14 protein-coding genes are annotated in these 14391 nt (G+C 61.6%); 3 read left to right on the forward strand and 11 right to left on the reverse strand.

Annotation, left to right across the window (positions count from 1 at the left end; all coding sequences use genetic code 11):
- Nucleotides 1-134: 134 nt before the first annotated feature.
- The 3 genes from D109_RS0118150 to D109_RS0118160 all read right to left on the reverse strand — a co-directional run bounded on the left by D109_RS0118150 (nucleotide 135) and on the right by D109_RS0118160 (nucleotide 4302).
- Complete coding sequence (locus D109_RS0118150) at nucleotides 135-2483, reverse strand: FdhF/YdeP family oxidoreductase (protein WP_017478124.1); 2349 nt, start codon at nucleotides 2481-2483, stop codon at nucleotides 135-137.
- Nucleotides 2480-3319 (reverse strand): formate dehydrogenase accessory sulfurtransferase FdhD, encoded by an 840-nt coding sequence (fdhD, locus tag D109_RS0118155; RefSeq protein ID WP_017478125.1) that lies wholly within the window; start codon nucleotides 3317-3319, stop codon nucleotides 2480-2482. The genes D109_RS0118150 and fdhD overlap by 4 nt, the downstream gene beginning before the upstream one ends.
- 95 nt (nucleotides 3320-3414) lie before the next feature.
- Nucleotides 3415-4302: a LysR family transcriptional regulator gene (locus D109_RS0118160; RefSeq protein ID WP_017478126.1), complete on the reverse strand. Its 888-nt coding sequence runs from the start codon at nucleotides 4300-4302 to the stop codon at nucleotides 3415-3417.
- A 130-nt stretch (nucleotides 4303-4432) separates the two neighbouring features.
- Between D109_RS0118160 and lysM the strand changes: the two genes are divergently transcribed.
- Nucleotides 4433-4879 carry a peptidoglycan-binding protein LysM gene (gene lysM, locus D109_RS0118165; protein ID WP_017478127.1) on the forward strand — a complete coding sequence of 149 codons (447 nt, stop codon included), beginning with the start codon at nucleotides 4433-4435 and terminating at the stop codon, nucleotides 4877-4879.
- A gap of 120 nt (nucleotides 4880-4999) precedes the next feature.
- Here lysM and yrfG read toward each other — a convergent pair whose 3' ends face one another.
- Nucleotides 5000-5662: a GMP/IMP nucleotidase gene (yrfG, locus tag D109_RS0118170; protein ID WP_017478128.1), complete on the reverse strand. Its 663-nt coding sequence runs from the start codon at nucleotides 5660-5662 to the stop codon at nucleotides 5000-5002.
- A gap of 87 nt (nucleotides 5663-5749) precedes the next feature.
- Here yrfG and nudE point away from each other — a divergent pair, with 87 nt between their 5' ends.
- Complete coding sequence (gene nudE, locus D109_RS0118175; RefSeq protein ID WP_003213218.1) at nucleotides 5750-6316, forward strand: ADP compounds hydrolase NudE; 567 nt, start codon at nucleotides 5750-5752, stop codon at nucleotides 6314-6316.
- Complete coding sequence (gene cysQ, locus D109_RS0118180; protein ID WP_017478129.1) at nucleotides 6313-7149, forward strand: 3'(2'),5'-bisphosphate nucleotidase CysQ; 837 nt, start codon at nucleotides 6313-6315, stop codon at nucleotides 7147-7149. The genes nudE and cysQ overlap by 4 nt, the downstream gene beginning before the upstream one ends.
- A gap of 112 nt (nucleotides 7150-7261) precedes the next feature.
- Here cysQ and D109_RS0118185 read toward each other — a convergent pair whose 3' ends face one another.
- Genes D109_RS0118185 through rfbB form a run of 7 tightly spaced genes read right to left on the reverse strand, consistent with a single transcriptional unit; the run spans nucleotide 7262 to nucleotide 14346 of the window.
- The gene (locus D109_RS0118185) at nucleotides 7262-7717 is read right to left on the reverse strand and encodes a YiiD C-terminal domain-containing protein (RefSeq protein ID WP_017478130.1); all 456 of its coding nucleotides are present in this window, start codon (nucleotides 7715-7717) and stop codon (nucleotides 7262-7264) included.
- A gap of 27 nt (nucleotides 7718-7744) precedes the next feature.
- Nucleotides 7745-9130, reverse strand: coding sequence for a sigma-54 dependent transcriptional regulator (locus tag D109_RS0118190; RefSeq protein ID WP_017478131.1), 1386 nt, complete (start codon nucleotides 9128-9130; stop codon nucleotides 7745-7747).
- On the reverse strand, nucleotides 9127-10935 hold the full coding sequence (locus tag D109_RS0118195) for an ATP-binding protein (protein ID WP_026078049.1): 1809 nt from the start codon (nucleotides 10933-10935) through the stop codon (nucleotides 9127-9129). The genes D109_RS0118190 and D109_RS0118195 overlap by 4 nt, the downstream gene beginning before the upstream one ends.
- A gap of 36 nt (nucleotides 10936-10971) precedes the next feature.
- The gene (gene rfbD, locus D109_RS0118200; RefSeq protein ID WP_017478133.1) at nucleotides 10972-11853 is read right to left on the reverse strand and encodes a dTDP-4-dehydrorhamnose reductase; all 882 of its coding nucleotides are present in this window, start codon (nucleotides 11851-11853) and stop codon (nucleotides 10972-10974) included.
- The gene (gene rfbC / locus D109_RS0118205) at nucleotides 11850-12395 is read right to left on the reverse strand and encodes a dTDP-4-dehydrorhamnose 3,5-epimerase (protein ID WP_017478134.1); all 546 of its coding nucleotides are present in this window, start codon (nucleotides 12393-12395) and stop codon (nucleotides 11850-11852) included. The genes rfbD and rfbC overlap by 4 nt, the downstream gene beginning before the upstream one ends.
- Entirely contained in the window at nucleotides 12392-13267 is an 876-nt protein-coding gene (rfbA, locus tag D109_RS0118210; RefSeq protein WP_017478135.1) for a glucose-1-phosphate thymidylyltransferase RfbA, read from the reverse strand. Before rfbA ends, rfbC begins: the two co-directional genes overlap by 4 nt.
- Nucleotides 13264-14346: a dTDP-glucose 4,6-dehydratase gene (rfbB, locus tag D109_RS0118215; protein WP_017478136.1), complete on the reverse strand. Its 1083-nt coding sequence runs from the start codon at nucleotides 14344-14346 to the stop codon at nucleotides 13264-13266. Before rfbB ends, rfbA begins: the two co-directional genes overlap by 4 nt.
- Between the last annotated feature and the right edge of the window lie 45 nt (nucleotides 14347-14391).

Consider the following 14391-nt stretch of genomic DNA (forward strand, 5'->3'; position numbering starts at 1 on the left):
AAGTTGCTGTTTTTTATAGGGAACTTAAGTTGTTTTTGCGAGTCTTTATTTACTTCGGAACGGCCGCTTTTATGCAAAAGCGGCCTTTTTTGTGCCTGTAAAAAACGCGGGTGCTGTCTGTGGCGAGGTGTCGCTTAGGCCGACTTCGCCATGATCAAGCCGGTTGCACTCGCTGCTTCCAAGCGGATCGCCACAAACTTCGACGTTGGCGTATGGCTGCCATCCCCAGTGCTTTCCAGCGGCACCAGCGGATTCACTTCCGGGTAATAAGCCGCAGCCTGGCCCGCCGGAATATCAAACGCCAACAAGGTAAAGCCCTTCACCCGACGCTCACGGCCGTCATCCCAGATCGATACGATGTCAGCCTTCTGCCCTGGCTTGAAGCCCAGGCGGATGATGTCGGCTTCGTTGACGAACAACACATCCCGCTGACCCTTGACCCCGCGATAGCGGTCGTCCAGGCCATAAATCGTGGTGTTGTACTGATCGTGGGAGCGCATCGACTGCATGATCAGGTCTGGCAATTGCCCGGTGTTGCGGGTGCGTTCGTGCACCAGGTCCTTGGGCAGGACGTTCGGGCGGAAGTTGGCACGGCCCGACGGGGTGTTCCAGCGACGTGCACCGGCCGAGTTGCCCAGGTAGAAACCGCCCGGGTTTTTCAGGCGTTCGTTGAAGTCCTTGAAGCCCGGAATGGTGTCGGCGATCAGGTCGCGAATGCGGTCGTAATCGGCCACCAGCCAGTTCCAGTCCACCGGTTTGCTGCCCAATGTAGCGGCGGCAATGCCCGCCAGAATCGCAGGTTCGGATTTCATCTGTTTCGACAATGGCTGCAGCTGGCCATTGGAGGCATGGACCATGCTGAAGGAATCTTCCACGGTCACCGCTTGCGGGCCTTCGGCCTGGATGTCGATGTCGGTACGGCCCAGGCATGGCAGGATCAACGCGTCCTTGCCGTGCATCAGGTGGCTGCGGTTGAGCTTGGTGCTGATCTGTACGGTCAGGTCGCAATTGCGCAGGGCTTCAAAGGTGCGCGGGCTGTCCGGCGTGGCTTGGGCGAAGTTGCCACCCAGGCCGATAAATACCTTGGAGCGGCCTTCGAGCATGGCGTGAATGGCTTCCACCACGTTGTGGCCATTGTCCCGCGGTACCTGGAACTGGAAACGACGCTCCAGGGAGTCGAGGAACGCCACCGGTGGCCGTTCGTTGATGCCCATGGTGCGGTCGCCCTGCACGTTGCTGTGGCCACGCACCGGGCACAGGCCCGCGCCCGGGCGGCCGATGTTGCCGCGCAGCAGCATCAGGTTGGCAATTTCCTGGATGGTCGGCACCGAGTGGCGATGTTGGGTGATGCCCATCGCCCAGCACATGATCACGTTCTTGCCTTTGGCGTACATGCGCGCCGCTTGCTCGATCTCCACCAGGGTCAGGCCGGACTGCTCGACGATCTCATCCCATGAGGTGTCGTCGATCTTGCCCAGGTAATCCAGCACGTTGGCGGTGTGTTCATTAAGGAAGTCGTGGTCGAACACGGCCTCTTTGCCTTCGGCCTGGGCCTGGCGTTCCCACAGCAGCAGGAATTTGGCCATGCCCCGTAGAATGGCCATGTCGCCACCCAGCGCCGGGCGGAAGTAGGCGGTGTTGGTCGGCTTGTCGCCGTTGGTGAGCATTTCCAGCGGGTGTTGCGGGTGCTGGAAACGTTCCAGACCACGCTCTTTCAGCGGGTTGATGCACACCACTTGGGCGCCGCGTTTTACCGCCTCGCGCAGTGGCTCGAGCATGCGAGGGTGGTTGGTGCCGGGGTTCTGGCCCCAGACGAAGATCGCGTCCGCATGTTCGAAGTCATCGAAGGTCACGGTGCCTTTGCCCACGCCCACGCTTTGCGCCAGGGCGACGCCGCTGGCTTCGTGGCACATGTTCGAGCAGTCCGGGAAGTTGTTGGTGCCGTAGGCACGCACGAACAGTTGATACAGGTAGGCCGCTTCGTTGCTGGCCCGGCCCGAGGTATAGAACTCGGCCATGTCCGGGTTTGGCAGCGCATTGAGGTGCTTGCCGATCAGGTCGAAAGCCGACTCCCAACTGATGGGTTTGTAGCGGTCGGTTTCGGCGTCATAGCTCATTGGCTCGGTCAGGCGGCCCTGATATTCCAGCCAGTAGTCGCTCTGCTCCAGCAGCGCGCTGACGCTGTGCTTGGCGAAGAAGGCCGCATCGACCCGACGCTTGGTGGCTTCCCAGTTGACTGCCTTGGCGCCGTTTTCGCAGAACTTGACCATGCCGCTTTCCGGCGAATCACCCCAGGCGCAGCCCGGGCAGTCGAAGCCGCCGTTCTGGTTGGTCTTGAGCATCATGCGGATGTTTTTCAGCGCGTTGTCGCTGGTCAGCCAGGCTTGCGCCACGCTGATCAGGGCGCCCCAGCCACCCGCCGGGCCTTTGTAGGGTTTGTAGCGCGGGGTAGGTTTGTCGTCGGCTTGATGATGAGTGCTCACGCTTGATTCTCCATCGCAGGGCTATAGACCCGCGGCGCACTTTTCTGCGGCAGGTGGATGAGATTGAGGTTGTGTCGGCGGGCCCATTGCAAGGCCAGGCCGGTGGGCGACGACAGGCTGACCAAGGTCTGGATGCCGGCGCGCAATACTTTCTGGATCAGTTCGAGGCTGCAGCGACTGGTGACAATCGCCAAGCCGCCGTCGGTCGGGATCTTTTGGCGAATCAACGCGCCGATCAGCTTGTCTAGGGCGTTATGCCGGCCGATGTCTTCACGGCCCAGCAGCAATTCGCCCTGATTGTTCATGAAGACTGCCGCATGCACTGCGCCGCTGTACTGGCCCAGCGGTTGAAACGCGCTGATGCGCTGGCGCAGGCCGTCCAGCCATTCGGCGGGCGGCAGGGGCGCGCCGGGCAGCACCTTGAGGTCGGGCAGCGCTTGCTCCACGGCTTCTACGCCACACAGTCCACAGCCGCTGGTGCCAGCCAGTTGCCGCCGCTGTTGCTTCATATTCCAGAACGCGCGGCTGGAAATCTGCACCTGAGCGTATTGGGTCGAGCCCGAACCGCTGATTTTCAGGTCATAAATGTCGCTAACATCTTCGATAATGCCGCTACCGATGCTGAAGCCGACAATGAAGTCTTCGAGGTCGGTCGGCGTCACCAGCATCACCGCCTGGCTGATGTCGTTATAAGCAATCGCCAACGCCACTTCCTCGGCGAGCGCGGTGCTGGCCGATTCGGTGTGTTCGAGATTACAAAACTGGTAGCTCTGGCTGGCGGCGGGCGCGGGCGTTTCGAGGGCGGGCGCCGCGCAGACTGGGCGCTGGGCGTTCATTGGGCATTACCACCGGAAGTATTCAGCTGTAAGACTAGGCGCGACAAAGGGTCGCGTCTAATCGTCAGTACTGATCTACCGATAGATGCTGTCGATCAAGGCTCCAGCAGCGATTTCTGGTACAGCGCAAAACAGGCTTCCGCCAATGCCGAGCGGGGCGCGCTGCGCCGCATGATCAGCCCCAGGCGGGCGAGAGTGTGAGCGTCTTCAATGGGTTGCAGGCGCAGGTGCTCGGTGAGGGCGTCGAGGCCGCCGTCCAGTGGCATGACCGCGCAGCATAGGCCGCCGTGCACGGCTTGTAACAATTGGTGGACGGCGTCGGTCTGCAACAGCGGCTGTGGGTTGAGGCCGCGGCTGTGGAAGTTGTGGTCAATGGACTGGCGAAAGTGCATGCCGCTGGTGAGCATGCCCAACGGCAGTTCTATCAGCGCTTCCCAGCTCAGGGGCTTGTCACCGAAGCTGAAGAACCGTTGGTCGTACAGCAGGCCCATGCGGGTTTCGCCCAGGGCCAGGGAGTCGAAACGCTCGGCGTCCAGGCGTTCGAGGTACGACACGCCGAGGTCCAGGCGGTTGCTCGCCAATTGTTCAAGGATTTGCTCGGAGCTTAACGCGGACAACTCAAAGCGCAGGCTCGGGTGTTCCTTGTGCAGCTTCTGCATCAATGCCAGTGGATCGAAACTCGACAACGGCACCACCCCCAGGCGCAACGTACCCACCAGATTGCCGCGACACGCCGCCGCCTCGGCCTGCAAACCGTCGTAGGCTGCCAGCACCGTGCGCGCCCAGGCCAGCACGCGTTCGCCGGGGGCGGTAAAGCCTTCGAAGCGCTGGCCGCGATTGACCAGCGGCAGCTGCAGCTCTTCTTCCAGGCTGCGCAGGCGCATCGACAGGGTCGGCTGGGTAATGTGGCAGCGCGCCGCGGCTTGGCCAAAGTGACGGGTTTCGTCGAGGGCGATGAGGAATTTCAGCTGTTTGATGTCCATCTTCGCTCCGGGCTTATTCCAATGCGGTGGGATTCTAGCGTGTTTGGGTCTTTGGTCAGGCTGGAACCCAATTCTGTAGGACTGGTCTAGTCTTTGGCATCTGGAAATTAAATCCCAAGGAGAGCGCACCATGAGTATTTTTAGCTTTGTTAAGGAAGCGGGCGAGAAGTTGATTGATCTGTTGACGCCGGGTAATGCCAACGCGAGTGATGAGCTGAAGAAGCACATACAGGAAGTCGGGCTGGGTAATCCCAACATCACCGCGACGGTTGATGGCGATAAGGTCACCGTCAAGGGTGAAGTCAGCAGCCAGGAAGAGAAAGAAAAAATCATTTTGGCCGCTGGCAATATTGCTGGTGTTGGCAGTGTTGATGACCAAATCACTATGGCTGCTGGCGCACCTGTTGTCGCTGCCGCCCGCTTTGTTGTGGTTAAAAAAGGCGACACGCTGAGCGCGATCTCCCTGGCGGTGTATGGCAACGCCAACCAGTACAACAAAATCTTCGAGGCCAACAAGCCGCTGCTGTCCCATCCGGACAAAATCTACCCAGGGCAGACGCTGCGTATTCCTGAGTAATACGCGGACCCAATGTGGGAGCGGGCTTGCTCGCGAAAGCGGTGGATCAGTCAATATATTCAGTGGCTGACACACCGCATTCGCCAGCAAGCCCGCTCCCACATTGGACCTTCAGCGTTATTACAAACCTACGATCAATTCCCGGTAATCCCCAACCGCTGCAAACTCCGCCGTGTCCTTAGGCCCCTTTCGGCTGTCCGGTTCCTTCACCGCCAGCAAGTGCCCCACGCCAAAGTCCCGGGCGCTGCGCAGGATTGGCAAGGTGTCGTCGATAAACAGGCTGCGGGCCGGGTCGAAGGCGATGTCGGCGTGCAGGGCGTCCCAGAACTGTGGGTTTTCCTTGGCAAAACCATAGTCATGGGAACTGATCAGTCGTTCGAAATAAGGCGCCAACTCGATGCGTTCCAGCTTCAGCGACAGCGAATCCCGATGGGCGTTGGTGATCAGGATCACTCGCTTGCCTGCCTGTTTGATTGCCGCCAGGAACGTATCGGCATCCGGGCGCAGGGCGATCAGGTGCGCGGTTTCCAGCTTGAGTTCGCGCACCGGGATCTTGAGTTCGGTGCTCCAGAAGTCCAGGCAATACCATTGCAACTGTCCGGCGTTACGCTCGAACAATGGTTGCAACTCCCTCTCGGCCATGGCCCGGCTCACACCATGCAACTCGGCATAGCGCTGGGGCAGGTGCTCCATCCAGAAATGGTTGTCGAAGTGCAGGTCGAGCAAGGTGCCGTCCATGTCCAGCAGGACGGTGTCGATGGCGTGCCAGGGCAATGGAGGCATAAAGAACACTCATGTAAGAAAAGATATCCGACACAGACAATCGGAAAAGCCACGGTATAGTAACCCGATCACTCCAAGGAGCCGCTCATGCGCCAGAAACCCACCGTCCTCGCCCGCGAAATAGTCGCCAGTAGCCGTTTGTTCCGCGTGGAGGAAGTGCAATTGCGCTTTTCCAATGGCGTGGAGCGGACCTACGAGCGCCTGGTGGGCAGGGGGGCCGGTTATGGCGCGGTGATGATTGTGGCGATGATCGACTCGGACCATGCGTTGCTGATCGAAGAATATTGCGGCGGCACCGACGAGTATGAGCTGTCACTGCCCAAGGGCTTGATCGAACCGGGCGAAGACGTGTTGGCGGCAGCAGACCGTGAGCTCAAGGAAGAAGCCGGTTTTGGCGCCCGCCAGCTGGAACACATCACCGAACTGTCGCTGTCCCCCGGCTACATGAGCCAGAAAATCCAGGTGGTGCTGGCCACCGAACTGTATGAAGAACGCCTGGAAGGCGACGAGCCGGAGCCGATGCGTGTCGACCGGGTCAACCTGCGGGAGCTCTCGCAGTTGGCGCAGAACGAGCAGTTCAGCGAGGGCCGCGCCTTGGCGGCGCTGTATCTGGTGCGCGACCTGTTGACTCAACGCGGGGCGTTCCAGCCATGAGCGAGCTGTTCCTGGGTCACCCGTTTATTGCCCCCGTGATCGAATTGGCCCGCCAGGCCGGTGAAGTCATCCTGCCGTATTGGCGCGCCGATGTTGCCGTGACCACCAAGACCGATGATTCACCGGTCACCGCCGCCGATCTGGCGGCCCATCACTTGATCCTTGCCGGGCTTACTGCCCTGGACCCGAGCATCCCGGTGCTCTCGGAGGAAGACGCCGACATTGACCAGAGCGTGCGCGCCGGTTGGCAGCGCTGGTGGCTGGTGGACCCGCTGGATGGCACCAAGGAGTTCATCTCCGGCAGCGAGGAGTTCACCGTCAACATTGCCTTGATCGAAAAAGGCCGCGTGGTGTTTGGCGTAGTGTCGATGCCCACCAGTGGTCGGTGCTACTTCGGTGGTGCTGGTCTGGGGGCCTGGCGTTCCGATGTGGGCGCTGCGCCCAAGCAAATCCAGGTGCGACAGACACCGGCAACGGGTGAAGCCTTTACCGTGGTTGCCAGTCGTCGCCATACCAGCCCCGAGCAGGACCGCTTGCTCGCCGGCTTGAGTGCCGGATTGGGTGAGTTGAAGCTGGCGAATATCGGCAGTTCATTGAAGTTTTGCCTGTTGGCCGAAGGCAGCGCCGATTGCTACCCGCGTCTGGCGCCGACCTCGCAGTGGGACACCGCTGCGGCACAAGGCGTGCTGGAAGGGGCGGGTGGTGAAGTGCTGGAATTGAATGGGCAGCCGTTCAGCTATCCGGCGCGGGAGTCGCTACTGAATCCATTTTTCCTGGCTCTTCCGGCCAAGGCGGAGTGGCGTGAGCGGTTGCTGACCCTGGCCCGGTCTTAAACACAACATCGATCAAAATTGTGGGAGCGGGCTTGCTCGCGAAAGCGGTCTTTCAGTGCCAGATGTATCAACTGACAGATTGCATTCGCGAGCAAGCCCGCTCCCACATTTATTATGTGTGCAGGACGTACTGCCCGATAAAGGTCACGGCCCGCTCTTCACTGCCCTCATTGACGATCCACGTCTCCAGCGCCAGGCGCGCCCGACCATAACGCTTATAGGTCGCCAAAAACCGCTTCCACACCTTCTCATCAGGTGCCGGGCAAATCGCCGTCGCATCGGTGGTCACCGGCAGCGGATAACTGATCTGCCCTTCCTGAATCACGATGTGCCCGTCTTCAATCCCTTCCTCGCGCAACTGCAAATGCAGCCAACCCCAACCCGCCAGCACGGCACCGCAATACAGGCTGCCACCAAACATGGTGCTCTTGTGGTTGATGTTGGCGTCCAGCGGCAAGTGCAGTTGCAGTTGCCGGTCCTGCCAGCCGAGTACCTTGAGGCCCATTTCCCGGGTCAGGGGAATGTCGTGGTGAAGGATCGATTCCAGGTAACGGCTATCGCGACTCATGGTGGCCTCGTGGCAGGTGGAAAAGGGTCATTCGTCGTCAGCGTGACTGTTGCTGCTGTCAGCGAAATTCAGCCCGTGCTTGCGCAGTTTGTCGTGCAGGGTTTTACGCGGCACACCTAGGGCCTCGGCGAGGCTGCGCATGGAGTTGTGGGTGCGCGCCAGTTCCGCGGCGATCAGGCTTTTTTCAAACTGCTCGACCTGTTCGCTCAAGCCGCCGGGCGTACTGGTCAGGACGCTGGTTGAAGGGTTGTCCGGGGTGCTGTCCAGCGCCAGTTCAAGGCCCAGGGCGAAACGCTCGGCGGCGTTTTGCAGCTCGCGCACATTGCCCGGCCAGCTGTGACGCAACAGCAGCGCGCGTTGCCCCGGTTGCAGCTCTTTCATCGGTAGCCCGTGGCGGGTGCTGGCTTCGTCGGCAAAGTGCTGGAACAGCATCAACGCATCCTCACCCCGTTCACGCAGCGGCGGAATGCGCAGCGGCGCGACGTTGAGGCGGTAATACAAGTCGGCCCGGAATCGCCCCTGGTCGGCAGCTTGGCGCAGGTCTTCCTTGGTGGCGGCGATGATGCGGATATCCAGCGGGATCAGCTGATTGCCGCCAAGCCGCTCTACCACGCGCTCCTGCAACAGTCGCAGCAGCTTGACCTGCACATCCAGGCTCATGCTTTCGATTTCGTCGAGAAACAGCGTGCCGCCATTGGCGAATTCGAATTTGCCGATGCGCCGCTTCTGGGCGCCGGTGAAGGCCCCCGGCTCGTGGCCAAACAACTCGCTTTCCACCACCGACTCGGCCAGTGCGCCGGCGTTGATTGCCACAAACGGTCCGGTGCGCCGGTTCGACAGGTCATGCAGCGCACGGGCCACCACCTCTTTGCCGGCGCCGGTCTCGCCGAGGATCAGCACGTCGGCCTTGGTCGCCGCCAGCGCACCAATCTGCTCGCGCAGGCGCAGCATCTGCGGCGAGTGTCCCACCAGGCGGGTGCTCAATTGTTGACGGTCGCTCAAGGCCAGGCGCAGGCTGCGGTTGTCCAGCACCAAACGGCGCAAGGCCAGGGCGCGGCGCACGCTGTCGAGCAAGGCGTCGCTGGCGAAGGGTTTTTCCAGGAAGTCATAGGCGCCGGTACGCATGGCCTGCACTGCCAGTGGCACGTCGCCGTGACCGGTGATCAACAGCACCGGCAGCTCCGGGTCCTGGGCGTGGAGCTCCCTCAACAATTCCAGGCCGTCCATGCCCGGCATGCGGATGTCGCTCACCACGACCCCTGGCCAATCCCGGGACAGGCGCGCGGTCAGGCCCTGGGCTTCGCCGAGGGTCAGGACCTTCAGCCCGGCCAGGTCCAGGGTCTGGCACAGGGCCTGACGCAGGTGTGGATCATCGTCGATCAACACCACCTGAATCTGGTTATCGATACTCATACACTGCGGTCCTCGGACGGTTGCAGACTGACACCCGGAGCCCCGGCGCGCAGTTTCAAGGTTAACAGCGCGCCGCCTTCCTTGTGGTTGGCGAACAACAGTTCACCGCCAAAGGCGCGCATCAGGGTGTCGCAGATCGCCAGGCCCAACCCCAGGCCCTGGGTGCGGGTCTTGGTGGTGTAGAAGGGCTCGCTGGCACGGCCCAGGGCTTCCATGCAGAACCCCGGGCCGTTGTCGCGAATGTACAGGTTGACGCCCTGTTCGGTGGTTTGGGCACTCAACCAGAGTTTGCGCGGCGGGCCTTTTTCGGTCAGGGCGTCCAAAGCGTTGGCCAGCAGGTTGCCCAGCACCTGGCGCAGGCGGGTTTCGCCGGCTGCGACCCACAAGGTGGCTTCGGGCAAATCGCGGATCAACTCGACTTCCATGGACCGCCTGCGCTTGGCCAGCAGCGCCAGCGCATCATCCAGGGCCGGTTGCAGGGCCACGCTTTCCGGTGCGTGGCGGTCGCGTCGGGCGAAGGCGCGCAAGTGGGCGATGATCGAGGCCATGCGCCCGGTCAACTCGCTGATCAGCTTGAGGTTGCCACGGGCGTCGTCGGTGCGCTGGTGGTCCAGCAGGATCTCGGCGTTTTCCGCGTAGCTGCGAATCGCCGCCAGGGGCTGGTTGAGTTCATGGCTGATACTCGCCGACATGGTGCCCAGCGCCGATAACTTGCCGGCCTGCACCAGGTCATCCTGGGCACGCACCAGCTCCTGCTGGGCGTGCTCGCGCTCCAGCACTTCCTGTTTCAGCCGGCGGTTGAGGCCTTCCAGGTCGCTGGTCCGCTCGATCACGCGCATCTCCAGCTCGCGGCGGGCCTTGGCTTCGAAGGCGATGCGTTCCAGGTAGTGACGACGACGCTGCATCATCAGGCCGAGCAACAGCATCAGCACCAGCAAGGCGGCGCCACCCACAGCGACCACGGTACGCACTGGGCGGCTGATCAAGGTACGCGGCGCGAGAATCTCGACTTTCCAGCCGGTTTCGGCGATGTCCGTGGATTGGCGCACCCACGCCGTCGGGCTGAGGCTCAGCGGCTGCGGGTCGCGGGTCGGGTAGGGTTGGATGGCGATGATGGCGCGGCGTTCTTCGTCCGTCAGTGGGCGGGTGGCGCGGAATCGCCATTGCGGACGCGAGGTCAGGATCACCACGCCGTTGTGGTCGGTGACCAGCAATTGTTCGGGGGTGTTGCCCCACAGGCTTTCGGTGTGGTCCAGGTCGACCTTGACCACCAGCACACCGATGATCTTGTCGCCATCGCGCACCGCGGCGGCGAAGAAATAGCCGCGCTTGGCCGAGGTGGTGCCCAGTCCGAAGAAGCGCCCCAGGCGCCCGGCCATGGCTTCGCTGAAGTACGGGCGAAAGGAAAAATTACGCCCGACGAAGCTGTCCTGCTTGTCCCAGTTGGACGCGGCGAGGGTCTTGCCGGTGGTGTCCATCAGGTACATCACTTCCACCCCGGCCTGGGCGGCGACGTCCTTGAGCAGGTGGTTGGCGTTGACCAGGTTGGTGCTGACCTGGGGCGCATCGATGGCGGTACGCAGGGCCGGCAGGTCGCCGAGAATTTGTGGCAACACTTCGTAGCGGTGCAGGGTGCCCAGCAGGTTGGCGACGTACAGGTCCAGCGTCTGACGGTTCTGCCCGGCCAGTTCACTGCGGTAATAGCGCTCGGCCAGGTGCTCCAGCGGCCACAACAGCGGTGCCAGGCACAGCGCCAGCAACGCCAGGCTGCGCCAGCGGGGTCTTCGCGGAAGGGGTGGAGTCATGGGAGTCGTGCGCCTGTGGGTACAGGCGCATTATGCCTAGTGCTGCTCGGCAAGACACTCGCGCAATGCGTCGTGCCACTGCGGTTGTGAGACGTGCCACTGTTGTTGCAGACGGCTGCAATCGAGGCGCGAGTTCAACGGGCGCTTGGCGGGCGTTGGATAGGCGCTGGAGGGAATCGCTTCAAGTTCGGCGCAGGCACGGCCGTTGGCCCTTAGTTGCTCGCCGATGGCCTGGGCAAAACCGAACCACGAGGTCTCGCCTTGGGCGGTCAGGTGATAGACGCCCCAGTCTCCGGCCTGGCCTGCTTGCCAGCGTTCGATCAAGGCACGGGTGCTGTGGGCGATGGTCCCGGCCCAGGTTGGCGCGCCAATCTGGTCGGCGACGATGCGCATCTGCGGCTTTTCCTGCAGCAGGCGCTGCATGGTCAGCAGGAAGTTCTTGCCGTGGGTCGAGTAGACCCAACTGGTGCGCAGAATCAGGTGTTCACCGCCGACTGCGGCGATTGCCTGTTCACCGGCCAGCTTGCTCGCGCCGTAGACGCCCAGCGGGTGGGTGGCGTCGTCTTCGTTGTAGGGCGCGGCCTTGCTGCCGTCGAACACGTAGTCGGTGGAGTAATGGATCAGCGGGATGCCCAGTGCCTTGGCTTCCTCAGCGAAAACGCCGGGCGCTGTGGCGTTGATGGCGAAGGCCACGTCCGGTTCGCTTTCGGCTTGATCGACGGCGGTGTGGGCGGCGGCGTTGATGATCAGGCCCGGGCGATGGGCGTGCACTTGCTGACGGATCTGCTCGGGATGGGTCAGGTCCAGCTGGTCTCGGCCCAGCACGATCAATTCGCCCAGGCCCTGGAGGCGCTGTTGCAGCTCCCGGGAGACCTGGCCGTGTTGGCCGCTGATGAGGATTTTCAGGGGCGCGGTCATGGGAACAGGTCGGCCTCTTGCAGGCTTTTACCGGCCTGGTCCTTGACGGACAGCTGCGGCGTCTCCGTCAGCTCCCAGTCGATGGCCAGCGTCGGGTCGTTCCAGAGGATGCAGCGTTCGGCACTCGGCTGGTAGTAATCAGTGGTTTTGTAGAGGAACTCGGCGTAGTCGCTCAGCACCACAAAGCCATGGGCAAAACCTTCCGGTACCCACATCTGGCGATGGTTATCGGCGGAAAGCCGCACGCCCACCCATTGCCCGAAGTTGGGCGAGCTGCGGCGGATGTCAACGGCCACATCCAGCACTTCGCCGGCGGTGACGCGCACCAGTTTGCCCTGGGTATGTTCGAGCTGGTAATGCAGGCCGCGCAGCACGCCTTTTTGCGAGCGGGAGTGGTTGTCCTGCACGAAGTCGCGCTTGAGCCCGGTGGCCTCTTCGAAGGCGCGGGCGTTGAAGCTTTCGTAGAAAAAACCGCGCTCGTCACCGAAGACTTTCGGTTCGATGATCAGTACGCCCGGCAACGCCGTGTCGGTGACCTTCATTTGTGCTCCCCGGCCAGTGAATACAGGTATTGGCCGTAGCCGGTCTTGCCAAAGTACTTGGCCCGTTCCAGCAAGTGATCACGGTCGATCCAGCCGTTCTCGTAAGCGATTTCTTCCAGGCACGCCACTTTCAAACCCTGGCGGTGCTCGATGGTCTGCACATACGTCGAGGCTTCCAGCAGGCTGTCGTGGGTGCCGGTGTCGAGCCAGGCGAAACCACGGCCGAAGCGTTCTACATGCAAGTCTCCGCGCTGGAGGTAGGCGTTGTTCACGTCGGTGATCTCCAGTTCACCCCGTGGCGACGGCTTGACTGCCTTGGCGATCTTGATCACGTCGTTGTCGTAGAAATACAGGCCGGTCACCGCGTAGCTCGACTTCGGCTTGGCGGGTTTTTCCTCGATGGAAAGCGCGCGCCCCTCGCTGTCGAAATCGATCACGCCGAAACGCTCCGGATCCTTGACCCAGTAACCGAACACCGTGGCGCCAGATGGGCGCTCAGCAGCCGTGCGCAGTTGGTCGCCGAAGTGCTGGCCGTGGAAGATGTTGTCGCCCAGGATCAGGCACACCGGATCATCGCCGATAAATTCTTCGCCAATCAAAAACGCCTGGGCCAGGCCGTCCGGCGACGGTTGCTCTGCGTACGTGAAATGCACGCCAAACTGGCTGCCATCGCCCAACAGGTTGCGGTATTGCGGCAGGTCCACGGGGGTGGAGATCACGAGGATTTCCTTGATCCCGGCCAGCATCAGCACCGAAATTGGGTAGTAGATCATCGGCTTGTCATACACCGGCAGCAGTTGCTTGGAAACGCCCAGGGTAATGGGGTGCAAACGGGTGCCGGAGCCACCGGCCAGTACGATTCCCTTCATCATGCGATCAAATCCTTAACGTCAGTGTTGCCCAATCGTTCGCCCTGATAACTGCCGTCTTGGACCCTGCGGCACCATTCCAGGTTATCGAGGTACCACTGCACGGTTTTGCGCAGGCCGGATTCAAAGGTTTCTTCGGGCACCCAGCCCAGCTCGCGTTCGATCTTGCTGGCGTCGATCGCGTAGCGCTGGTCGTGGCCCGGGCGATCCTTCACGAAGGTGATCAGGTCAGTGAATTTCTCGACGCCGGCCGGACGCTGAGGCGCCAGCTCTTCCAGCAGGCCGCAGATGCTGCGCACTACGTCGATATTCTTCTGCTCGTTATGGCCGCCAATATTGTAGGTCTCGCCCACCACACCTTCAGTTACCACTTTGAACAGCGCGCGGGCGTGGTCTTCAACGAACAGCCAGTCGCGCACTTGCAGGCCATCGCCATACACCGGCAACGGTTTACCGGCCAGGGCGTTGAGGATCACCAGTGGGATCAGCTTCTCGGGGAAGTGAAACGGCCCGTAGTTGTTCGAGCAATTGGTCAGCAGCACCGGCAGGCCATAGGTGCGCTGCCAGGCACGGACCAGGTGATCGGACGCAGCCTTGCTGGCCGAGTACGGCGAGCTGGGCGCGTAGGGCGTGGTCTCGGTGAACAGGTCATCAACGCCGTGCAGGTCGCCATACACTTCATCGGTGGAAATATGATGGAAGCGGAAGGCACTTTTCGCCGGTTCTTCCAGCTTCTGCCAATAACCGCGTGCAGCCTCCAGCAGGCTGTAGGTGCCGACGATATTGGTCTGGATAAAATCCGACGGGCCGTCGATGGAACGGTCCACATGGGATTCGGCCGCCAGGTGCATGATCGCGTTGGGCTCAAAGCGTGCCAGTACGGCGCTGACGGTGGCCTGGTCAATGATGTCGGCCTGGACGAACTCATAGCGGCTATTGGTCGCGATGCTGGTCAGCGACTCAAGGTTGCCTGCGTAGGTCAGTTTGTCCAGATTGAGCACTTCGTGCTCGGTGTGTTGAATCAGGTGCCGGATCAGAGCGGAGCCGATGAATCCGGCGCCGCCGGTGATGAGAATGCGCATGTCGGAGGCCCTTTTCCTTAGACAGACATTAAGCGAATGGAGCAT

The sequence above is a fragment of the Pseudomonas sp. PAMC 26793 genome (assembly GCF_000313235.1).
GTDB lineage: Bacteria > Pseudomonadota > Gammaproteobacteria > Pseudomonadales > Pseudomonadaceae > Aquipseudomonas > Aquipseudomonas yamanorum.

Bases quoted from the DNA above. Each gene is read 5' to 3' on its own strand.
- fdhD (WP_017478125.1), bottom strand. From the start codon at position 3,319: ATGAACGCCCAGCGCCCAGTCTGCGCGGCGCCCGCCCTCGAAACGCCC.
- yrfG (WP_017478128.1), bottom strand. From the start codon at position 5,662: ATGCCTCCATTGCCCTGGCACGCCATCGACACCGTCCTGCTGGACATG.
- lysM (WP_017478127.1), top strand. From the start codon at position 4,433: ATGAGTATTTTTAGCTTTGTTAAGGAAGCGGGCGAGAAGTTGATTGAT.
- rfbB (WP_017478136.1), bottom strand. From the start codon at position 14,346: ATGCGCATTCTCATCACCGGCGGCGCCGGATTCATCGGCTCCGCTCTG.
- cysQ (WP_017478129.1), top strand. From the start codon at position 6,313: ATGAGCGAGCTGTTCCTGGGTCACCCGTTTATTGCCCCCGTGATCGAA.
- nudE (WP_003213218.1), top strand. From the start codon at position 5,750: ATGCGCCAGAAACCCACCGTCCTCGCCCGCGAAATAGTCGCCAGTAGC.
- rfbD (WP_017478133.1), bottom strand. From the start codon at position 11,853: ATGACCGCGCCCCTGAAAATCCTCATCAGCGGCCAACACGGCCAGGTC.
- rfbC (WP_017478134.1), bottom strand. From the start codon at position 12,395: ATGAAGGTCACCGACACGGCGTTGCCGGGCGTACTGATCATCGAACCG.
- D109_RS0118185 (WP_017478130.1), bottom strand. From the start codon at position 7,717: ATGAGTCGCGATAGCCGTTACCTGGAATCGATCCTTCACCACGACATT.
- D109_RS0118195 (WP_026078049.1), bottom strand. From the start codon at position 10,935: ATGACTCCACCCCTTCCGCGAAGACCCCGCTGGCGCAGCCTGGCGTTG.
- rfbA (WP_017478135.1), bottom strand. From the start codon at position 13,267: ATGATGAAGGGAATCGTACTGGCCGGTGGCTCCGGCACCCGTTTGCAC.
- D109_RS0118190 (WP_017478131.1), bottom strand. From the start codon at position 9,130: ATGAGTATCGATAACCAGATTCAGGTGGTGTTGATCGACGATGATCCA.
- D109_RS0118160 (WP_017478126.1), bottom strand. From the start codon at position 4,302: ATGGACATCAAACAGCTGAAATTCCTCATCGCCCTCGACGAAACCCGT.